Raw genomic sequence first — 22,268 nt, 5'->3', positions numbered from 1 at the left:
AACACAGGTATAAATAAGTCACTTCTCCTGCTCTTCTCCTTCACTTCTCGGTGGTTAATTTGGCTTGTAGGCGCGAAGCTTGCTCGCGCAAGATGCGAGTGTACCTCGCGTTTTATATTAAATTTTTCGCGGCCTAAAGCCGCTGCTACACATTAATCCCCCTTTGTCGGGGTAGTTGTAAGCTTAGAGCTTGCTCGCACGAAAACACTAAATGAATAAAACCCCAAGTTAATAGGGTTTATAAATGCGCTCAATGGCCGCTTTATTATTTTTAATAAGGCGATTAATTACAGCTACTTGGTCAAGCGTGGTTGAGCGTTTACTCATCATAAAATGTACGCCATTAACATTAACAGCGGGCGCTGATTTTACCGGTAAAATTGGGCTGTAGCGCTTGGCAAAGTAATGAGCAACAACAGAGTCGTCAATCACGTAATCAACGCGCTTTTTGTTAAGCATGCCAAAGCGCGTATTCGCTTCGCTGGTAAGTACTATTTGGTTGGGGTAACGTTTTTTTAATTTTTCAAACTCAGCGCCAAAAAAGCTGCCACGGTTAACACCCACCATTGCGCCACGCTCAAGAAGGGTTGTTAAATTATCCACGTCTTTGGCGCTTTTGTGCTTATAAAGCAGCATAATTTCATCACGATAAATATCAGTAAAATGTGAGTACTCGGCGCGCGCTTTTGTATAACTTGCCGCAAAGGTAATATCAATATTGCCAGTTTTTAGCTCTTGCTGAACCCGTGACAAACTCGGAAGGTAAACCCACTTAATACAAAAAGGGGAATTTTTAAAAATAGTGTCAATAGCATCTACTTCAATGCCTACAAAGGTGTTGCCCTGCTTAATTAAATACGGCGCCCAATTGGTTTCGTTAGTGCCCATTTTTAATGTTTTAGTGCACGCCAGCGCATTAAATTGCACCACCAAAACTATAAACGCTAACAGAAACATTTTCATATAACGTCCTTTACTAACGCCTTAAGCGCCGCTTTGTTTTTTACTATATGCGCGTTAATTATATTAACTTCGTCAAGCGTTATTGTTTTTTTACTCATCATAAAGTGCACATTATTTACATTCACAGGCGCTACTTGCTCAACGGGTAAAATAGCCGTGTATTTATTAGCAAAATGGTGCGCCACTAACGAATCGTCTACTACAAAATCAACACGCTTTTTATTTAATAAAGCAAAGCGTTTATCGGCATCGCTGGTAAGTACTATTTGCTTGTTATATTTATCGCTTAACGTTTTAAACGTGTGCCCTAAAAAGCTGCCGCGATTAACGCCGGCTGTTAAACCCTTTTTAAATAACTGCTCTAACGAACTAATCGTTGCCGAGTCAGTGTGTTGATACAACAACATCACTTCTTCGCGGTAGGGTAAACTAAAATGCGCATAAGCTTGGCGCTCACGGGTTTTACTGGCTGAAAACATTAAATCAATACGGCCATGTTTTAGCTCTTCTAAGGCGCGGAGGGAGTTAGGGAGCAGCGTAAAATTTATGCAAAAAGGGGAGTCTTTAAAAATGGTTTTAATTATATTTATTTCAAGACCCGTTAAATGCTCATTTTTTAACACCACATACGGCGGCCAATAGCGCTCGTTAGTGCCTATATTAATGGTTTTATCGCAAGCCTGTGCGTTTACAGCAAACAGGCCTAACGCTATCAATATCAATAAAAATGTGCGTGTACTGCTAATAACATTCATTCAAACAAGGCCTTAAGTGCCGCTTTATTTTTTAATATATGCGCATTAATAATGTTAACCTCATCAGGGGTTAGTGTTCTTTTGCTCAGCATTAAATGTATAGGGTTTTTATTAACCGCAGGCAGGTTAGGCGCAACCATTAAGTTATTACCACGTTTACTAAAGTAATCGCCCACTAAGGCGTCTTCTACTGCGTAATCTATACGTTGTTTGTTAAGCATTTCAAAGCGCTTACTGGTTGCACTAGTGTACTCAATTTGCTTTTTATGGCTGGTTTTATACTGCTCAAACTCCTCGCCATAATAACTACCAAAGTTAGCGCCTATGGTTAAACCTTGGTTAAAAATATCAGCCAAGTTACTAACCTTATGCTGATTGTTTTTGTTTTCGTATAAACGCATTACCTCGGTGCGGTATGGCTTTGTAAAGTGCACATACTTAGCGCGCTCATGGGTAAAGCTAGCCGCCCAGCCCATATCTATTCGCCCATGACGCAGCTCGGTAAACGCCCGTTTAGAGTTAGGCAGCATTTTTACTTCAAAGCAAAAGGGTGAGTCTTTAAAAATAATAGTTAACGCATCCACCTCTTTACCTTGTAACTGGCCGCTAAGCCCCATTACATAAGGCGGCCAAAAAGCATCGTGCGAGGCAACGGTTAGCGTTTTTTCGCAGGCAAACACACCCCAAGAGGCGCTAAACAATACACACATCAGTAACGTTATTAATTTATTCATTAAATCTCTGAGGTAAGCTTTTTTTGTACGTTATTAAAACAGTATAACCTAGCAAAACAATATAATGGTGAAGGAATCATTAAAGTTGTAAGAAAATATTTATAAATAGAAAGGGTGGAGGGGTTCGGGCGATATGATTATTGCAAACTTTTGCACTGTTCTATGGCGTAATCCCAAGTAGTGCTATCAAATTATTTGTATAGTTGGCTGTTTATAAACAAAGTTTAAATAATAAGCACGTATTATCCATAATTTGTACAATCACAATAATTAATGATATAGGCGTACTATTTTCAAGCTGTATCTACCTAAAAAGCCTATATTTTTTAAGCTTAATCATGTAAATTGTTTCTAAATGAATACTAACTTAACGGTAAGTTAGTTTTAAACAGACAAACCAAGGAGCGGTTTAATAGAGCTGCTCTGTATTGGGAATATTATTATGCGGTTGAAAGAAGCCCTCAGCGTCTTATCAAAGTCATCCCCTTATGCTGTGTCTACAGAGCGAGACAGCGAAAATAAAAGTCAGCTTGATAATGTAAAAGAGTATTTGTACATCAAAATGCCAATAGCTATTGATGTAGAAAAGAAAATTTCGAGCTTTTCATCAAATAAACCTGAAGTGTTATTTTTATGTGGTAGCAGCGGCGACGGTAAATCAGAAATACTGACTGATTGTAAAAAGCGTTTTAGTAATCGAGCTCACTTTCACTTAGATGCAACTCACAGCTTTGATCCTCGCGAAAATGCAATTCAAACCTTAGATAAAGTGTTTGAAGAATTTGAGTCAGGTAATATGCCACTCATCGTTGGTATTAATACCGGTATGCTAGGAAATTACGCTGAGGAAGGCTCGAACGAAAAATTCAAACAAGTAATAAAAAATTATTTATCAAATAAAAGTTTAACTGAAAACATAACCTTTATAAATTTTGAAGATTACCCTAAATTTTTTATAGATAAAGAGGGATATACTTCTGAGTTCGCGCAAAAGTTACTTCAAAAACTAACAGCAAAAGATGACAATATTATTCGTCAGATTTTCGATAAAGAAAAATCAGAACAAACGAGCCAAGCTAGTAAAAGGCTGCAAGCTAATTATGAGCTTTTAAGCGTCCCTGAAGTACAAAAAACTATAATTGAACTCCTGTTTAAAGCGCGATTAATGCGGGATCAATTTTTAACTGCTCGTGCGTTACTCGATTTTATTTTCATGTTGCTGGCTGGTCCTGGTTACCTCTTCGATAACCTTTTTTCCGGTGGCGATAATGAGTTGGCAAATAAAATAATTGAGTTCGACCCTGCGCATTTAAGAACAAAAAAAATAGATCGTTTTATATTGGCTAATGATCTGCATCTACCAGATCAAGAGTTTACAGAGTTCAAAAAGTCTTTAAAAAGCTTAGGAATAGAGACGTTAGATAGCAGTCTTTCTTACTTACGTTTATTTTATATTCTTAAAGGGGGTCATTTTTCTAATGATTATCATGCTAAATTCGAACAAGATTTCAACGAATCCCTGATTGAACAGTTCATAAATGTATATCAATTACACAGAGATTTTGACAATAGCACAGAGCATAAAAGACAGATTAAAGACTTTTACAATAATACGCTTCGCACTGCTATTCGAAAATACAATAACCGTAACGCGCCTAATCTAGATAAAAGTCATTATTTAATATCTGAGCTAAACGGCTTTCAGTTAGTTTCAGAGTTAGAAATTAAGGCCGATTTAAAGAGTATTTCAAACTTCTTACCAAAGTCATCTGCAAGCTTTACGGCTTTTATTAAAGTACAGGAACGCTCACTAGAAATACCTTTAAACATCAACTTATTACGGTTGATGAAAAGAATTGCCGACGGTTACCGACCAAATAAACACGATAAAAACACCGTTGTACTCTTGGATGAATTGATAGATGAAATTGCACAAGTGGCAAATCAAGTTTCAACGTTACATATTATCAAGAAAAATAAACACTTTACTATCAAAAATATTGATGACGAAGAGTTTGAAGTGAGTGGGCTATAAAATGATTAAAGAAACTTTAACACCACCTAACAATAATGCATTTAATACATTTTTACCCTTAAGAACAAAAGACAAGCACTATAAGTTTTGCTGGGATACCGTACTAGGTTATTTCGTACATGTTTTATACGCAAAGTCATTGGTAAATGGCGACATAGAGCATTTCAAAGGTTTATGTGAAAAGCGCTTTTCAACAAAATTAGATGAACCTGAATTTTGGACAGTACTGGAAAAAATGTATTTTGAAAATGAGCAACTATTCAAAATATCACCAGAGCTGCTTATTTTTAAAGCCCTTAAAGATGAAGTAGATACCAACAGTAAAAAGTTGGGTGACATGTTTGTTGGTCTATTAAATGGTTTAACTCTCGATAGCTCCTCCGTTAACGATTTAAATTTTTTAGAGAAAGAAATAAAGGCTGAATTTGATAGTTTTTATGTATCAGGCAAATCAAAGACAGCGCTTAAAACAGAGCCCGCCTATTTGCCATTTTTAAGTGAGTTGTTTAAACAAGATTTACAATTTTTAAATAAAAGACCTCACTACTTACTCAACAACTTTAATTCGGTTATTCGGTTATATGGGTTTTTATATATCTCGCAAATGGCGCTGAATATAAAAGATTGGGCAAATGGGGCTCCATCAAGCAAGCCCTGCTTTTTTATTATTGATAACGAAAAGGCAAGCGACGAGCGTTCTCAAGTTAAAAACTTTGGTTATAGCCAACTTCATGAATACTTAGAATATCTGTTTCCTTATTTATTTATGAATGAAGCTATACAAACCAAAGGTGAAGTTAAACCCCTTTGGCAGCTATTTGAATCGATCAACGAAAAAGATGTAACTAAATTAAATCAATTTGGCCGTGATTTTGTTGACGACCGAATGCAACGCAAATGGTACAACACCGAGCAAAACTGGCTAGATTCAAGCGATAAAAAAGAAGTATTACAGCAATTACTTAGCTTTTCTCATGCGCAGTTCGATAATAAAAAGGGCCGCTTAACTGAATATAACGACACTGTGGTCAAAGGCACGTTAAGTAATATTTTAGACCCATTTATTCAGCGACGAGGCCGTGCAGGTCAAGTACTTACGTTTAACCAAGATTACATAGTGCTAATAACAAACCTAGCCATTGGCGAGCGCGATAAATTACGTTTTCACGAAATTATTAAAGAATTTGAAGCAAGAGGCGTGTTTTTTGATAAACAAAGCCAGCAATCTTTAATCGATTTTTATGAGCGAATGGGTAACGTAGAAAGAATGAGTGATAGCGGAGATGCAGTATATGTTAGAAAAACAGTTTGAAGAATTTTTAGTTAGCCACTTTAATGTTTGGGCAGCTGAAGAGTTAAAAGTTGGTTTTCGTTATCAGTTCACAAGTCCTGATAGTGATAAGGGTTTTGCACTTTATCAAGCCTTTATGGAAATTGCAGACAATAGCGTAACTGTAAAAGGTATTGAGTTAAAAACGGTGCAGTACGGTGATGTCGAATTAATTCCTGTATACGAAGGTGAAAACTTTACAGAAAACTACATAGCGCATTTACGTGATGTTGTTTCAGCTATGGAAGGTGAAACAAAAGGCACTGCCTTGTTAATCATCCATAACTCTATGCTAGATACGTTAAAAAATTCGACAGAAGACGTAGCGCAGCCTGGCGTTGTTTGGGACCCAAAAAACATAAAATTATTATTGCATAAAGAAATAGATCAAACTGATGAAAAAGCGAAAGTTTCTGAATGTTTACTCGACTATCACTTTGATGAAATAGTTGAAGACGAAGCCACTATGTTTGGCTTTGAAAAACTATATTACGCAATTGCAGATGGCGATTTACAGTTCCATGAGCTTGGTTTATTAAACGATGACCAACTTTCGCAAGAAGGCTGGGAAGGCGAGCAAATTAGCTTGCGCTTAAAAGAAAATAAAGAGCTAAGTGATAAACTTGACTTCATCACTCATCATTTTCCAAACGAACTGCAAGACAAATTAGCCGCTTTAGATTTTAGTGAAAAATTTATTAAAGAGCATTTTCCAGAAGGGAATGTAGAAAAATACAAAGAAAGCCTCGACATAGGTGAATGCTTTACAGAACAGCAAAAAAACCGCACTAACCTGTTAGAGCTTGAAAGTGAAAAAGCGCCTTACATTGAACTACTTGCAAAAGCAAAGTCAGAAAAAGGGGCTGGTGTAAGAGAGCGACACTTAATATTACTTTTAGAGCCAGAGCAGCACACATTCGAATTAGAGCTTTGCTTTATCAATCAAAAGTTAAAAGATAGCTTTTGTAAAATTCAACAAAGTAAAGAGCTGCCAAATGTTGATATAACAATTAAAAACCCAGGCGGAATAAGGAGTAGGGCATTACTTACGAGTAGTTTTGACGGACAAGCTCGCTACTTTAATTTCCGTGTTAAAACCGACAAACCAAAAGAAACTCACAATTTTAAAGTATTAGTAATTAGTAAAAATGATTTTTACATTGACGGCTTTAAGCACACTTACTTAGTTGATCCCGCAAAACAGTGGTTAACGCTGCAAACTGATGAGCAATCATTACAAATAAGCGATTTAACAAACGCTAGTGTTCTTGCAGAAAACAACCAAGTGTTTGATTCAAATACCGTAGGCATTGTTGATTTTAAAAAGCTAGCAACTGAATCGGATGAAATAAACTTTACCGTGCAAGGGGCGATTAGCCAATTAACATTTAACGTTGAAGGGGAAGTATCTACTGATACCTTGTCATTGCCTTTATTATTAGACCAAGGCCGTTTTAATCACTTATTTAACGATGAATACTACGGGCAATTCAATCGTAGTAAAAACAAAGTACTTATAGACGGAAAGGAAGTAGCACCTAAAGCCAAGCGGCTCACGTTATTACAAAACGAAGCGGAGCTGCTGGATAGCTTAATCTTAGCTAAACTTGCTAATAGCAGTGATATTAAACTACAAGACTTAGAATCACATTATGCTGATTTATACTTTGCTTACCGTGATTTATTTGATTATTTAACACATACAAAATCGTTGTTGAGCTTAGCGGGCTGGGGTGAAAAACTTAGAGCGCTTGCCACTCAGGTGGTTGAAGCTTATCAGGCTGCTATTGATGAAATACCTTACCACGCCCCACTTCTTGAACAGCACAAACTGTTGGTAAATATTGGCTTTGCAGATATTGATGAGCAAACTTACATTACGCCATATCACCCACTGGTACTTGCATATAATTGCAACTTGGCAGGTATATTAAGCGAAGATAAACAGGCTACAGGGAGCTTTAAAAAGCTACCTCCTGTTACTATTCAGCGCTTAACTGCGCAGGGGCTTTTACCTTTTGTATATGACCCTTTGCATGATTTTTCATATAACCATGCCGAAAAAGAAAACGTATTCTGGTCCAAACTTGTTCCACAACAAAAAAGTAGCTATGACTTTGTACGCACGCTCGTAAAAGACAAAGTAGGCAAATTTACCACGGCCTTTAAACATTTATTTGTAGCAGGAAGTAAAACAACACTGATTATTAACTCTGTCAACAATCAGCAAAATAAAGAGCTATTTTTAGGCTTAATTGATTACATTAAGCTCAAAAAAAATAAAGTTACCAATATTCATGTAAATTTATACGACGAAACACAGTGTTACACCTGGTTCGACAAGTTTGCTGACATGGCAAGCTATGATGACTTAAAAGAGCTTTGTGAGTTAAATAAAGGTGCTGCCCGTGAGCAGGCTGATAGCATAATCGATTTGCTAAGAACACGTTTAACGTACAGTAAATTTGAGCACGAAAAAGGCCAAAAAGAGCAACATTATGCCCACATGTCGTTTTTTAAAAACAACGAACGCGTGCAAGCGACTGACGTTGATTTATTAAAACAAGAAACCGGTGTTGTTTGTCATGGCTTAATGCCAGGTGAGTCTGCATCAAATAAAAATGGCAGCTATTACACATCGTTTGGTCTAAAAGGTGTTGATGTTGATAGTGCACCACAATTAAAGCTAGTTGCTAAATATAGCGGTTTACTTAAGCCTGCAAAGCGCCATCATGAAGAGTACAGCGAGTCTAAATCTCAAGCACTCGTGGTTACTGAAAACTTTAAAACGTTATTAGAGCGCTCTTACGAAAACTCTATTTGGACCACAATAATCGATCCTAAAGTAACCTTAGAGTTTTTTGAAAACCAAAAAAACATGGTGCTTATTCATTATTCTGATAACTACACAAACTCAGTTAATTACGATGCAATAACCGTAACTAAACAAACCGATCTATACCACAAAGTACTCGAAAACGACGAGGGCGGTATTATCGAAGAGTTTAATGCCTTCAATGGTGAATGGTTGTTAAACCTGGTAACGGCAAACGGCAACGAGCGAAAAGAAAAGCGCGGCATTATCTGTGCTTATAAATACGTTAACTGTTTAGTCGCAGACTCAGATATTACCTGGGTGCCTCTTTCGATAGCAGAAGTGATACGAGTGGCAGGTAACTTAGGCCTAAATATGGCTGATAGCGACTTATCGCGCCACGCGCAGGGCTTTAAAAAAGGCGTAATATCAGACGATATTTTATTTGTAGGCTTTAAAGACCAACAAATGATTTTACTGCCTGTAGAAGTTAAAACAGGTAAGCGCCAAACCCATAGTAAAGGTGTTGAGCAAGCCAAAGAGCTAAAGCAATACTTTGAAGCACTTCTTGGGCAGAAAACACTCGCAGGGCATTTATATCGTGGCTTATTTATGCGCCAAGTATTAATGCAAATTGATAAATACAAACTTTATAAAGTGTATAAAGAGGGTTACTTTAATAGCATTGAGCAACGCAGTGCGCAGTGGCTACAAGGCGATTATGAACTTGCAGAACTTGAAGATTATCCGGCAGGGTTCTTATTTGTAAATGTGGAAGATAATGACTTTACCAAAGCATCATTCTTAAAAGTGCACAACATACTCAAAATAGAGCTACCAGCGGGTAATTTATCTCACTGGGTTAAAACACCTATGCAGAATCTACTAGCCGACTTAACTCCTGCTAAATTACACCATATTGATGCGCAATATATTTTAACTAAGAACGCAACAACGCAAAAAGTTGTACTTGAACAAAACGCCAAAGCTGACGAGCAAACTGAGCTTACAAAAACGCAAGGTACAAAAATTACCTCGTTAGATGATGTATCAGTAAGTAACAACGAGAGTAAAAGTGCAGAGAAAACTAATCCTACAGAGGTTAAAGAGGCCAATACAAATAACTTAGATATGGCCGCGGCATCGGCTCGCAAAAAAATGAGTGAGAGTGATTTAAGTGTAATCTATCAGCAAATTATTGATTGTTACTACAGTCATAACATTACGTTACTCAAACCTGAAAATGTTGAACCTTATATAGAGGGTCCAGCCTCTATTTTATTCAGAGTTGGCTTAAATTTAGGTGACAAACCTGAAAGCGTATTTGCCAAATCGCAATCACTTAAGCTCGCGTTAAAACTTGAGCAAGAGCAGGACGTGGGTTTTGGCATAGATAAAGGCTGCATTACGATTGATGTGCCCAAAAGCCAAGAGCAACGTTACTTTGTAGATCACAACGATATTTGGCCAAATTGGCAGCGCCCACAAAATGCGCTTGAAGTACCACTTGGTGAAGACCGCTTTGGTGAGGTGATTAAACTTAACTTCTCATCTTCAAATTGCCCGCATTTACTTATTGGTGGAACAACCGGTAGCGGTAAGTCAGAAGCCTTAAACACTATTTTATATGGCATGGTTGAGCATTACACGCCAAGTGAATTAAAGCTGATGCTAATAGACCCTAAAGGCACCGAGCTTAACGATTTCGAGCGCTACCCACATTTAATAGGGCGCATTGGGTTCGATGATGAAGACGCACTAGAGCTGCTAACCCAAGCCGTAGCTGAAATGCAATCACGCTATGCGCAATTTAAAGCGCAAGGTGTTCGTTCACTGCCAGACTACAACGCCAAGGTAACACCAGAAGAGCGCATTCCTTGGTGGGTATTGGTGCTTGATGAATACGCCGATTTAACATCAGATAAAGATATGAAAAAGGATATTGAAGCCGAGCTTAAGCGCTTAGCGCAAAAAGCCCGTGCTGCCGGTATTCATTTAATTATTGCCACACAAAAACCAAGTGGTGATGTAATCAGCACTAATTTACGTTCTAACCTCCCTGCACAACTCGCTTTGCGTGTTAAAAATGGTACTGAAAGCCGAGTAATACTCGATGAGCAAGGCGCAGAAGTACTTAATGGCAAAGGGGATGCTTATCTTAAGTCAGAAGGTAAGTTGGTTAGAATTCAGTGTGCAAGAATTAGTTTGTAGAGAATAATTATGACGATAGTAGAAGCTATTAAAGCAGTTTTAAAAGGTAGTGTGGTTGGTTTGACTTATGCTGATATTTTTAAAGAAATTGTTGAGCGGAAGCTCTATTCTTTCGGAGCTAAAGATCCCAAAGCTATAGTAAGAGGGAAGCTACGACAGCATTGTTATGGTGTTGATTACCCCTCAGCCAGTCCCACAAAACATTTCATATCTGATGGAGCTAAAGGTAGTAAAGCACTATATAAAATCTGGGATGGCGAGGAGAAAACAGATTTAGTTTATTCTAGTAGTAAAATATCTGGTAATGAGCTGCCGGAAGAGCTAATTCATAAAACTCACAAAAAGCATATTCATGACATCAGTAACCAAATAATGGATAAAATATATAATTCTGATCCTGGTTTTTTTGAAAAGCTTATTATTAAATTACTAATAAATATGGGGTTTGGTTGGGATAAAGATAAATCAGGTTTTCATATTGGAGGCCCAAATGATCGAGGTATTGATGGTGTGATTCATGAGGATCAGTTAGGACTTGAAAGAGTATATATCCAAGCGAAAAGGTACAATAAGAATAACGGTATTGGGAGTTCTGATATTCAGCGTTTTATTGGTGCAATGAATACAAAAAATGCAAACAAAGGTGTTTTTATTACATCATCTTACTTTACAAAGGGAGCTTTAGAAGAAGCTAGGGATGTTAGAAATATTAGTTTAGTGTTAATAAACGGTGAGAGGCTAAGTGAGTTACTTCTTAAAAATGGTTTAGGGGTATCTGTAGTTGAAACTTATAAAACTTACAATATTGATAGCGATGCATTTACAGATAGTTAATTTTAAATATTTTGGAGGTAATCACAATGGATATTGATATTGGTTTCAATGCGGGGCGAATATGTGACGCAATTTCTAAAATCGGTTATGAACCTTATACAGCAATTATGGATCTCGTTGATAACTCAGTTACTGCAGAGGCTAAGTGTATTTCAGTTTCATTAAATTTAAGAGAAGGTAAGTCGTTAAAATCTAGAAATTCAGTGATTTCTTATATGATTGTTGATGATGGTATTGGGATGGATGAAAAAGGTATTAAAAATGCTTTTTCAATAGGTTCGGATGATAAGCTATATAAAAATGACAGCCTATCAAAATATGGGTTAGGCTTAAAATCAGCTGGTTTGTCTTTAGGATCTAAAATATCTATAGTCTCTAAAAAGAACGGTAGGCTTTCTAAGAAGTATGTTTTTGATAGCATTAAGATTAAGAAAAAAAACAAATTTTATATTGAGCCAATAGAGTTAACTGAAAGCGAAACAACTTTATTTAACGATTTAATCAAGAGCAAATCAGGAACAATAGTACTGATTGAAGGCTGTGAAAACGTAAATCAAGCATCTCCAAAATCGACTTTAGAAAAGTTGAAAAAAAGATTAGGAGTCACTTACTTTTCTTTTTTAAATAATTCGGATCCATTAAAGATACTTGTACGCGCTTTACCCCATGGAAAAGAAGAACCTTTCATCCATATTAAACCGCGTGATATGCTATTTTTAGACGATGAAAACTTTAAAGAAAATTATCATCCTGATAAGTATGATTATTTTAGTCCTTACTTGGCTCTTGATGAAGATTGGCAATTAACAGGCTTAGATGGTAAATCACTCCCACCTATAAGAATTAAAGCTGTAGTTTTTCCTCAAGCCACTTTAGCTACAAAAAAATCGCCACTTGAAATTGAAAAGAAAAAACTAATAGCTCAGTATGAAATCTCAAAAGATAATAAAGGATTTTTTATCTACCGAAATGGAAGATTAATAAGATGGGGTGATGCACTAGATAATATAGTGACAAAAGATGACATTAATTTACGGGTTAGGATGGATCTTAAGAGTTGCCATGACGATGTCCTACATGTTGATGTTACTAAACAACGGTTAGAGATAGATGATGAAAATAAGCAGAGATTAGAGGCGATTGTAAATAAAGCGATTTCAACGGCTAAAAGCGTTAGAGTTGATTGCCAATCCTTTCTAAAATCTGATGTTATTGAAGGCCGAGCATTCACTGCAACGCTTGATAACGTTGCAGAAGATGATCCTGAAGAAAACACGGGTAATTCAGATGAATACTTAGTAAGACGAAGTCAAAGTGCAGAAGAAGGTGAGAAAGCAAAAGAAACTTTTAAAGAATCTGATACTGAAGATGATAATGAAGATTTCAAAAAAATTATCTATTCACCAAAAGTTACTTACGGTCAAGTCTGGGAACCATACTATGATGCAAAAGAGGGAGTTTTTGTTGGCATAAATAAAAACCATCCTTTTTATGAAGAGTTCCTATCCAGATTCAGTGAAGGTAGTGTGGAGCGAATCGTAGCAGAGGCATTAATTTTTTCTGTCGGTTTAGCTGAAAGGAATACCAAAGATCATTTTACAGACGTAGATGCTGATATTCTAAAAAGGGTATTTAGGAAGTATCATAAAAATATAGATAATTGGTTATCAGAATGGTCTAGCGAAAACTATAGTTTAAAAGATGAATAATGGTTTTATTGTCAGTTTCAGACATAAGTCGCATGTTTATGTGATAGTGCATAATGATTTTTTGTACATAGGGCAAACAGGTTCGCATCCAGCAATTCGATGGGGCAGTCACCTATCAGCAACGGGCTCATTTACTAAAAACTTAAAGTACTTTCATGATGAAGAAATAGTAAAAGATAAAGATATATTCTTCGGGTGTTACGAGTTACCTATTGTAGACCAAGAAGTTGAAAGTAAGCGGAGACTTGCTCGAATGGCTGTAGAAACAGAGTTACATAAGCTCATTTGTCTACAGCCACGAAAGCTAGGTTTTGACTCCTTTTTAACATCTACTTGTGAGGAGTATCCTATTCGGCATACTTTTAATTTCAATCCAGAGAAAGTTGCAAACGTTATTTTCTCTCGAGTGGTCTCTGATTTCTGCAAATGGTCAAGTTATTGCTAGTTTGTAACTAATCCCTCGATTTAAATGTAGCTTAACAAAATCACTAAAGTGCACGCCTTCTAAATGTGCACTTTGTTTATGATAAGCTTCACGCAGCACGGCTAAATAAACATCGGCATATTCACCGGCAAACACTTTCCAGCTCATTTCTACGTTACTGTCTGAGGGGATCTCCTCAACAGGTGGTATTGAATCTTCAGCGAGCGACATACACAACGCCCATCGGCACAGTACGTTCCAGTTTTCGATACCAGTTTTACTTTTTAGGCGAACGAGCTGCTGCTTTTGTTTTTCAGAGAGCTTAATAGAGTCAATTGTATGGAGTGCGGTCTTCATTAAAAGTACCCCTCAGTAAAGGTTGAGGTTTGTTCTTGCTCGTTATAACTAATGTGGTATTCACGGCAAATAGCAGGCTTTAATTGCGTGTAATATTGCCCTGTTATTTCTTCGTCAGTCGATAGTAAAATCACTTGGCTTGACGCTTTAGGGAAGTAGTTATTAATAAGCTTAGTACGGTGTTTACCATCTAATCGCCCAAGTGGAGTATCAATAACGGTGGGGATTTCTTTGCCTGATGCCTCAGCTAAGCCCCATAATATAGCGATAGCGAGTAACTGCCTTTCACCTGCTGATAAGCGGCTTGGCGACATTGGGTTACTATTGGTATCAAGTAACGTAAGTTTAAATGAATCAGGGCAAATTTTAACGCCGGTAATTAAGTTGCTTTTACGGGAAAGATCAAAAAACTTAGCAGTAATGTGTTCTTCAAGCCCTGTTACATTTTCACGTATTAACTCATCTGCAAATGACTTCATGGTGTTTTTTAGTTTACCAATGTGTTCAGCCACTTGAATTGACCGCTTTTGCTCGAACGTGTCTTTGCTTTGCTGGGTTAGCAAGTTTGCGTAACGAGTGTTTAATACTTCGTCACGCGCTTGTGCTTGCTGTAATAGCTGCTGTTTTTGTTTTATTAAAACAAAGTCATTTTTAAGCTCGGCTTCAAGCCCTGCAAGCTCACTCAATAAATGTTGCACAGTTTCGTAATCAGGGATCGACTCTAATTTTTTATCAAAAAGTGCTTGTTGCTCTAGGAGGTCTTCGCGCGCTTTTAGCAAGTTTTCACGCTCTAACTTATCTTGCGCAATTTTTTCATCAAGGCCATTAAAAATGGCCGCATTACTGCCAATGTAGCATTCTGTATTGGCGAGCTCTTCACGCTCTTTAGCCAAACTAGCCATTTTATTATTAAGCGCTTTAAGTGCGCTTTGTGGCACATTTTCGTTAATTAGCGTTTGGGTAATTGTGGTTTCGTACTCAGTAATTGCACTTTGAATAACATTGGCTTGTACTGCTTGCTCTTCTTTTTTAATTTGTGCTTGTGTGCTTGCAATTAAATTAGGTATTAAACCAAGCGGTCCGCACCCGGCATCCAATTTTACGCGCTCGGCTAAATTGGCTTTGAGCTTTTCTTCAATAGCACCGAGTTCAAATTTTATAGAGTCGCGCTCTTCAATTAAGTGAGCGCCCGCAGAGCGCACTTTTTGACGGGCCTTATTAATACTTAAATTGGTATCGCTCGCGCGCTTTTCTAGCGCTGCTATTTCTGTTTTAAAGTTTGAAACAAGTGTTGATTGGTCGCCAATTTCAGCTTCTAAGGCTTCAACTTTGGCAATTACGCTGCTTTCTAAATTATCGCTTTTACGTTTACGTTCAACGTTATTTAAATCGATATGCAGTTGCGAAAGAAGGTCTAGCCCAAGTAAGTTTTCAATACCTGTTTTTATTAAATCGGCGCTTCTGTCTGGGTGTGCCAGGTTTTCGATTTTTTCGCCATCAAAAAAGAATAAGTCGGAAAGGCTTAGTGGAATAAACTCATTTACAAACTCATCCCAGTATTGGCTTAGGTGGCTGTCTTCTTCTTTATTACAATAAACCGTTACTTTGTCTTTAACGTCTTTTGTGTTGGTTTTCCAATTACGTACAACAACAAACTCTTTGGTTGTGGTATCGGTTGTGTGTGTAAACGTAAGTGAAATCTCAACGGTGTCGTGATCGCCAACATAACGGTTTTTGGTGCTGCTTAAAAAGTTGCTATAAGACTGATGCCCACGGTTAGAACACTTTGCATGTTTACCATAGAGCACGAGTTGTAATGCATCTAAAAAGGTTGTTTTACCGCCGCCGTTTAAACCACCAAATAAAATAATAGGTTTATTTTTTGCGGTGGTTAAATCAACTTCGTGTCGCCCCTGATAAATACCAAAGTTCTCAAGGGTAAGTTGTTTAATTATCATCGTGTACCTCTTCAAAATCGATAAGTAGTGAGCTGTAGCCTTGTTCTTTTATCGACTTAGTTACCATGATGATTTTTTCTTGAATTGCAGCTTTATCATCTTCAGTTAAATTAGGAGAATTATTTAGTTGTATTTGTAAGCGGTGACGTTCGCGCTCTAATGCAAATTGCTTTGCTTCGAATAAATTATTAAATGCGCCTTTATCGAGGCTTTGTGCAAGCTCGTCAGAGAGTTTGGCTCTGCGTAACTGGTTTTTATGCTTGTTAGCAATGCTCATTACTGAGCGCATTTGTTGGTATAGCAAACCGTCTTCGTCGCCTTGCTCTTGGCAATGTGCTTTTAATTTATTAAGTACATCTAAATTAAGAATAGGATGGTGTGCGCGTTGCTTACCCGGGTATTCTTTTTTAAGTACTTTTTGGTAAATTTTTGGCACGCTGTCTTCTGCCTCGTGCTTTTCTTCTAGCCAAATTCGGCGAATTTCTTCAAGGTCTTCAAGTGGCAGTAGTTCAAGATCTTTAACTTCTTCTGGCCCAAGTTGTTGTACAGCCCGTTGTGCTTCTAATACTTTGCCAAGTAAATGCTCTCGAAAAGACTGAATATAAGGGCCTGGAACTAAATCTGCACCGTGTTTAGATACATGCACGGTTAGGTTGCCGTTCATACGTCTAAAGTCGCGATTGGCTTTATCACGAGTTAATTTTTCAATTTTTTTAGCGCGGTTGGCATCGTTCACTTCAATCTCATTGCGAAGTGCTACAAGTGGATACATCCACTCTTTTTCTTCATCGTTTGAGATCATGGCATTCATTGATTTATCTTCAGATACCATTGTGCACACGTAACATCCAAAACGGCTATCGCCACAACTTTGCGTTGATTTATCAACAACAAGAGGGCATTCGCCACCTTCTGTTGCGCCTTGGTACATGCCCATTAGATCATGATTTGGGAAGTTCCATGGGTTATCTACACTATTTAAATACACCCAAACATCGTCGTTACTCCAGCTAGCTATAGGGGTATAAACCCACACGCGCTCAAGCGATCCGTTTTCGGTTAAACCAAGCGCTTTTCGAGTATTGGTCGTTGAGCTTTCAAAGCGCTCCATACTTGCTGCACGCGCTGTACTTTCGGCTTTACGCGTACCAAGTACTAAAATAGCTTCGCCGTTTTTATCAGCCATGTTTTGTATAAATGTATTCGATGGCGATATTTTTAAACGATCTGTACACCATCGAAATTTATAACGAGGGGCTGGGTAACCTTTACCTATTAGGTTAACCCAAAAACGGTCTTTAACTGCTGGAGTTAAGCGATGCGGAACGATAGGTAAACCTTGCTCGTCTGCTTGCTCTTTCATGCGCTGCAGAGACTTACCTACCCACATTGCTACAATTGGGTTTTCTACAAGGGTGTCTGTACTTATTACATGTACTTTTTTCTCGCATTTACCTTCTTGCGCCAACTCCTGCAAGGCATACCAAGTTAATTGTAGTATTGCCGTTGAGTCTTTACCGCCGCTGTAACCTATTACCCATGGGATGGAGTCACTTTGGTAAAGCATTTTTATATGATCGATGCTTTGGCGAATAGAGCTTTTTAAGCCAGTCTCACCAAAGGCCGAATGGAACTGTACATCGTTATCAGTAGCCATTTCGTTCCTCTATGAATTTTTTTTCTTCAGCTTGTTCTTTCAAAGAAAGTGCTATGTTTAGTTGCGTTTTAATAGTAGCGATAGTTAATAAGGCGGCGCTATTATTATGCATCATTCGCCCTTGACTGATACAGCGACCTTCCCAATTACTTTTGTTTGTCCGTCGCCAGTCTATTTTTTTTAATTTCTTTAATGTTTGTTTATAGCTTTTCTGTGCTAATAATTCATGGCCTATCATTCCTAAGCACTTAAGAACAATTGCAGAAAAGTTCACATATTCTTTTCGGTCATTTGCTGGCATTTCGTGGTTTTTTGCAAGCGTCCAAGTATTTAAATTTGCAGCAACACAGTCCCAATACTCGACTGCTTTTTTTATGCAGGTTTGCAAGTTATCCTCGGTTACGTTTGGGAATAGCTCCATATTTGCAGCATGCAATGAGCTGTGCTTAAACAGCTTTGAAGAGCGAGGGCCTAAATTACCATCTTCAAAGCTTATAACCCCATTAAAGAAACCGCATTGTTTTGCAACTGCATTGGTTAATTGCTCTTGTGGAGAATTACCAAATAAAACACCGTAAGACTTACCTGTTTTGACTGGAAATAAGTTCAGATCACGAAATATCTTTTGTCTTTGTTGTAATGTTTTACCTATATAAAAAACAACTGATATGTGCTCATTTTCAAGCGTTGGATCTTTTTCTAAAGCATCTTTAATAGCAGCAGTTCTATGTTGCCCATCTGTAATATAGAATTCGGCATCTTCATCAACTAATAATGTACCAATATTTCTACCTGGTCCATCTTCTTCTGTAGGGACGAAAGAACACTCACCAGAAATACAAGCTGTTAACGACGAAAAGGTATAGTCGTCTCGATTTGAACGAATATAATTACTGATCTGAGGGATTCGATTTGGGTTTAAGCTTCTCTGCGCCCGATCTTCTGGCAATAAATTGGTTTCATCAAACGTAAATATCCGTTTTAACCTTTTAAGAGGGCACATTACAGTGTAATACTCTTTTTCTGCTTGTATTCCACGAATGGCTGGAAAAGAAATTCCAGATATAATTTGGTTCATAATAAAAAAATCTATAATAAAGTTCGTACGCTTTTTAACTTTGTACGTACGTACAAAATAATTGAGACATTCTAAATCATCTTCTGTATAAAGTCTCGTGTAAAAATTAAAAAGGAGCTAACTTGTCTATTTATCTTGATATGAACGCAACATCTCCAGTCTCAAAAGAGGTTGCGGACTTAGTACATAAACTAATGGTTGAAGAATTTGGCAATGCTGGCAGCCGTACTCATGAATTTGGTGCAAGTGCAAAAAAGGCTGTGGAAAAAGCACGCAAGCAAGTTGCTGACGTAGTTGATGCGGATAAGAGTGAAGTTATTTTTACCAGTGGCGCAACCGAAAGCAATAATATTGCAATTTTAGGCTTAAAAGAGTTTGGTGAAGCACATAATAAAAAGCATATTATTACAACTCGAATAGAGCATAAAGCTGTTTTAGAGCCAATTGAGCATTTAGAGAAAAACGGTTTTACTGTAAGCTATTTAGAAGTTGATGAAAGTGGAGTTGTAAACACCGTACAACTTAAGGAGCTTCTTCAAGAAGACACCTTGCTAGTATCAATAATGCACGTAAACAATGAAACGGGTTCGATCCAACCAGTTAAAGAGATCTGTGATGCGCTTGAACTTCATGAGGCTTACTTACATATTGATGCAGCGCAAAGCTTTGCTAAGTTAAGTGATGATTTAAAAAATGACCGAGTAGACTTAATAAGTGCAAGTGGACATAAAGTATATGCTCCCAAGGGGATAGGCGCGTTAATAATGAGAAAGCGTGGCTTTCTAAAACCGCCATTAAAACCAATTATGTTTGGCGGTGGGCAAGAAAAAGGATTGCGACCTGGAACATTAGCTGTTCCACTTATTGCAGGTTTTGGCCTTGCTTGTGAGATAGCACAAAAAAATGCAGTTTCATGGCAAAAGCACGCACAAAACTTAAAAGATGACTTTATTCAAGCCTTAAATACACTTGATGCGCAATACAACGGTGAAAATACATCTCCATTTGTGCTTAATTTTTCAGTTCCAGGTATTAATTCTGAGGCTGCTATGGTTATGTTAAAAGGAGTAGCGGCTGTATCTAATGGCTCGGCATGTACATCATCAAGTTATACGCCTTCACATGTTTTAACAGCAATGCAGTTAGATGAAAAACGTATTGCTGGTGCAATAAGGGTTTCGTGGGGGCATATGACAGAGTCATTACCTATCACTGAAATAATTGAGAAGTTAAAACAGCTAAAGTTGTGATATTGATTCAGTCGATTAATGCTATGTAGCTAAGATAATTCCCCTTTAACTTCACCTGGAAACACATAATTAATGAGTAATCACCTCGCATGGATGTGAGAAAAGCGATGCTTGCACATGGATGTGCGTTCATCGCGTTTACGTTCATATTAATTGTTTGTTTAGAGATAAGTGAAGTTGCGGGGCGTCGTGGGGTTCCAAGGGGCGTACGGCGCTATGCGCCCCTTGGTTGCTGCCAGCAAGCTGGCATTTAAAAATATTTTATCTTTTATAAAATTTATTATTTTTTAATTCCACACCCCAATAATCAAACACCTTTTGTAATATGGGCCAGTTAGGCCACTCTGCTTTGGCTACGCCTTTGAGCATGTCAGCTAATTTTTTATCAAAGCGTTGTTGGTTTTTGTACCCGTTACTGCCTTTTTGTAAATAATCTATTTTGTTATAAAAGGGCTGATAGGGGTAAATATCGCCGTAGTAAAAGTAGTCTATATCTTGCTCTAGCATTTTTACTTTTATTCGCTCGGTTAGAAGCGGAAGCTTTTTGTTAAAGTCATCGTATTTTAAAAATGTAACCTTGCCCGATCGCATGTGTATTTCTAGTAAATCTACGTCGTCTATATCGCCATATAACTGCACGGCACAGCCTATATAAACACGCAATATTGCTGGGAGTTGATTTAAATAACAGGTTGGTAAAATGTATGAGTGGTTGTCGTGTAACTCACCGAGCTTAATTTGATCAAAGGCTTGGTAACAAGCATTACCTATATTTGCGGGCTCTGCAATCGAGAAAAGCAGTTGCTTTGCTTGCTCTAATGCTTGGTTATAGTCACTAAAATGTACTTTTAAATCTCGCGTTAACCGTGCTGGCATGTGGCTTTTAGCTTGGCGTTTACCAAATAAGCTAAGTGCAAAATACACCAGTAAATCGTGTTTTCGTTTTTGTTGTGCTTGTTCAAACTCACTTTGCTCGTAGTAATTTTGTAGCAGAGTAAATGCTTTGTTATGGCTGGCAAAATATTTGCGCAGTGTTGTACTTTGCTCAAACTCGTCGTTTGCTGGTAAACGGCCAAAATGCAGGCAGTGTTGCCAAAAATCATCAAGCAATGGTTGGTGTTTTTCAAACAAGGTTTTTTGCTGAGCTTTGGGTAATGCTTTTGGTTGGGGCCTTTGCGTTATGTGTTGCCAGTTATAGTTTTGAAATTGCAGCTCTAGGTGATGTGCCTCTTCTAACTGAGGGCATTTAAAAATAGCGATAATGCCTTGCCCAAATGCCATAGTTTTAACGTTTAGGGTTTGCTCTATGTAGGCTCTTATTTGAGCTTGGCTATAGTATTTTTGGAAGGTATTCCATTTAGTAATTACGCCATCTTTATATTGCTTAAAGTGTTCTTGTTTGGCTTCGTTTGCGAGCATTACTGATACTAAAAGCAGTTTTTTAGTGTATTGGTAAGCAGCGGTTAAAGTGTCTTTTCGCTCATTTTGATCTTCTATTACATTGAGCACAAAGCCTAAATTTACAATATCACTTTTTTGTTTATTTCCGTTTGGCTTATGTACTGGGTCCCATGCATTTATATTTAATCCGTGTGCTTCTAGCTCCGTTGCGTCATCGGCTAGGCCGCAGCCGTAATCGAGTATTGAATAATCACCATTTAAGTAGCCATACTTTGCCAGTTTTTGAAAAGGAGCAGAAAATCTATCGCGGTTTATTGCGGTTAAATGGCGCTGTATTGTTTGTGGTTTATGCTCAACTATCGTCTCTGGTAACTCAGCTACTTTATATAGCCTGCCTTGTTCATCAAGCTCGTAGCCTTTGCGTTTAATTAAGTTCTTCCATTGTTTTTTAAAGCCAATACTTTTGGTGTTTTGGTACAAGCCTAGTTGTTCACCTTCTTGGGTAATATCTTTAAACAATGAGTGGTGGGGATAATTTGGGAGAACAAAGGTTTCTTTTCGATGTAAAATAGGTGGGTTACTTGAGCTGCTGTAGCTTGTTGTTTTTATTGTTAGCTCATCAGCGTCAATTGTATAGCTTGCGTGAAGTGCAGGGTATGCGTATTCATCAAAGTTTGGGTAGTTAAGTAACGTAAATTTTAAATCTCGTTTATAGATTTTTATTAAGTTCCATTGATGCTCTACTTCAAGCTTTTTT

The 22,268-nt window shown here is 37.6% G+C and carries 14 protein-coding genes; 6 read left to right on the top strand and 8 right to left on the bottom strand.

Annotated features, from left to right (window positions below; genetic code table 11):
- Window positions 1-228: 228 nt before the first annotated feature.
- Genes AABI99_RS13255 through AABI99_RS13245 form a run of 3 tightly spaced genes read right to left on the bottom strand, consistent with a single transcriptional unit; the run spans window position 229 to window position 2,452 of the window.
- On the bottom strand, window positions 229-963 hold the full coding sequence (locus tag AABI99_RS13255) for a transporter substrate-binding domain-containing protein (RefSeq protein ID WP_338366375.1): 735 nt from the start codon (window positions 961-963) through the stop codon (window positions 229-231).
- A complete protein-coding gene (locus AABI99_RS13250; protein ID WP_338366374.1) occupies window positions 960-1,718 on the bottom strand; it encodes a transporter substrate-binding domain-containing protein in 759 nt (252 codons plus the stop codon). Before AABI99_RS13250 ends, AABI99_RS13255 begins: the two co-directional genes overlap by 4 nt.
- A complete protein-coding gene (locus tag AABI99_RS13245) occupies window positions 1,715-2,452 on the bottom strand; it encodes a transporter substrate-binding domain-containing protein (RefSeq protein WP_338366373.1) in 738 nt (245 codons plus the stop codon). Before AABI99_RS13245 ends, AABI99_RS13250 begins: the two co-directional genes overlap by 4 nt.
- A 442-nt stretch (window positions 2,453-2,894) precedes the next feature.
- On the opposite strand from AABI99_RS13245, the gene dptF reads away from it, so the two are divergent.
- Genes dptF through AABI99_RS13220 form a run of 5 tightly spaced genes read left to right on the top strand, consistent with a single transcriptional unit; the run spans window position 2,895 to window position 13,386 of the window.
- Entirely contained in the window at window positions 2,895-4,487 is a 1,593-nt protein-coding gene (dptF, locus tag AABI99_RS13240; RefSeq protein ID WP_338366372.1) for a DNA phosphorothioation-dependent restriction protein DptF, read from the top strand.
- Window position 4,488: 1 nt separating this feature from the next.
- Window positions 4,489-5,799, top strand: a complete 1,311-nt coding sequence (gene dptG / locus AABI99_RS13235; RefSeq protein WP_338366371.1) for a DNA phosphorothioation-dependent restriction protein DptG — start codon at window positions 4,489-4,491, stop codon at window positions 5,797-5,799.
- Window positions 5,780-10,843: a DNA phosphorothioation-dependent restriction protein DptH gene (gene dptH, locus AABI99_RS13230; RefSeq protein ID WP_338366370.1), complete on the top strand. Its 5,064-nt coding sequence runs from the start codon at window positions 5,780-5,782 to the stop codon at window positions 10,841-10,843. Before dptG ends, dptH begins: the two co-directional genes overlap by 20 nt.
- A 9-nt stretch (window positions 10,844-10,852) precedes the next feature.
- Window positions 10,853-11,677, top strand: coding sequence for a restriction endonuclease (locus tag AABI99_RS13225; protein ID WP_338366369.1), 825 nt, complete (start codon window positions 10,853-10,855; stop codon window positions 11,675-11,677).
- Window positions 11,678-11,703: 26 nt separating this feature from the next.
- Window positions 11,704-13,386 (top strand): ATP-binding protein, encoded by a 1,683-nt coding sequence (locus tag AABI99_RS13220; RefSeq protein WP_338366368.1) that lies wholly within the window; start codon window positions 11,704-11,706, stop codon window positions 13,384-13,386.
- Between the two features lie 430 nt (window positions 13,387-13,816).
- On the opposite strand, the gene dndE is transcribed toward AABI99_RS13220, so the two are convergent.
- The 4 genes from dndE to dndB are packed head-to-tail and all read right to left on the bottom strand — an operon-like array spanning window position 13,817 to window position 18,860.
- On the bottom strand, window positions 13,817-14,167 hold the full coding sequence (dndE, locus tag AABI99_RS13215) for a DNA sulfur modification protein DndE (protein ID WP_338366367.1): 351 nt from the start codon (window positions 14,165-14,167) through the stop codon (window positions 13,817-13,819).
- Complete coding sequence (gene dndD / locus AABI99_RS13210; protein ID WP_338366366.1) at window positions 14,167-16,125, bottom strand: DNA sulfur modification protein DndD; 1,959 nt, start codon at window positions 16,123-16,125, stop codon at window positions 14,167-14,169. The genes dndE and dndD overlap by 1 nt, the downstream gene beginning before the upstream one ends.
- Complete coding sequence (dndC, locus tag AABI99_RS13205; protein WP_338366365.1) at window positions 16,115-17,782, bottom strand: DNA phosphorothioation system sulfurtransferase DndC; 1,668 nt, start codon at window positions 17,780-17,782, stop codon at window positions 16,115-16,117. The genes dndD and dndC overlap by 11 nt, the downstream gene beginning before the upstream one ends.
- Window positions 17,772-18,860, bottom strand: a complete 1,089-nt coding sequence (dndB, locus tag AABI99_RS13200) for a DNA sulfur modification protein DndB (RefSeq protein WP_338366364.1) — start codon at window positions 18,858-18,860, stop codon at window positions 17,772-17,774. Before dndB ends, dndC begins: the two co-directional genes overlap by 11 nt.
- A gap of 122 nt (window positions 18,861-18,982) precedes the next feature.
- Here dndB and dndA point away from each other — a divergent pair, with 122 nt between their 5' ends.
- Window positions 18,983-20,110 carry a cysteine desulfurase DndA gene (gene dndA, locus AABI99_RS13195; RefSeq protein WP_338366363.1) on the top strand — a complete coding sequence of 376 codons (1,128 nt, stop codon included), beginning with the start codon at window positions 18,983-18,985 and terminating at the stop codon, window positions 20,108-20,110.
- A gap of 261 nt (window positions 20,111-20,371) precedes the next feature.
- Here the strand turns inward: dndA and AABI99_RS13190 are convergent.
- On the bottom strand, window positions 20,372-22,268 hold a 1,897-nt coding region (locus AABI99_RS13190; RefSeq protein WP_338366362.1), incomplete at its 5' end, for a DNA phosphorothioation-associated putative methyltransferase.

It is taken from the genome of uncultured Pseudoalteromonas sp., assembly GCF_963922945.1.
GTDB lineage: Bacteria > Pseudomonadota > Gammaproteobacteria > Enterobacterales > Alteromonadaceae > Pseudoalteromonas.
The sequence above is the reverse complement of the archived record's forward strand: the minus strand, read 5'-3'. Positions and strand labels throughout refer to the sequence as shown.

Excerpts from the sequence above, each read along its gene's own strand:
- dndD (WP_338366366.1), bottom strand. The coding sequence starts at position 16,125 with ATGATAATTAAACAACTTACCCTTGAGAACTTTGGTATTTATCAGGGG.
- dndC (WP_338366365.1), bottom strand. The coding sequence starts at position 17,782 with ATGGCTACTGATAACGATGTACAGTTCCATTCGGCCTTTGGTGAGACT.
- AABI99_RS13245 (WP_338366373.1), bottom strand. The coding sequence starts at position 2,452 with ATGAATAAATTAATAACGTTACTGATGTGTGTATTGTTTAGCGCCTCT.
- AABI99_RS13255 (WP_338366375.1), bottom strand. The coding sequence starts at position 963 with ATGAAAATGTTTCTGTTAGCGTTTATAGTTTTGGTGGTGCAATTTAAT.
- AABI99_RS13220 (WP_338366368.1), top strand. The coding sequence starts at position 11,704 with ATGGATATTGATATTGGTTTCAATGCGGGGCGAATATGTGACGCAATT.
- AABI99_RS13250 (WP_338366374.1), bottom strand. The coding sequence starts at position 1,718 with ATGAATGTTATTAGCAGTACACGCACATTTTTATTGATATTGATAGCG.
- dptG (WP_338366371.1), top strand. The coding sequence starts at position 4,489 with ATGATTAAAGAAACTTTAACACCACCTAACAATAATGCATTTAATACA.
- dptF (WP_338366372.1), top strand. The coding sequence starts at position 2,895 with ATGCGGTTGAAAGAAGCCCTCAGCGTCTTATCAAAGTCATCCCCTTAT.
- dndE (WP_338366367.1), bottom strand. The coding sequence starts at position 14,167 with ATGAAGACCGCACTCCATACAATTGACTCTATTAAGCTCTCTGAAAAA.
- dptH (WP_338366370.1), top strand. The coding sequence starts at position 5,780 with ATGTTAGAAAAACAGTTTGAAGAATTTTTAGTTAGCCACTTTAATGTT.
- AABI99_RS13225 (WP_338366369.1), top strand. The coding sequence starts at position 10,853 with ATGACGATAGTAGAAGCTATTAAAGCAGTTTTAAAAGGTAGTGTGGTT.
- dndB (WP_338366364.1), bottom strand. The coding sequence starts at position 18,860 with ATGAACCAAATTATATCTGGAATTTCTTTTCCAGCCATTCGTGGAATA.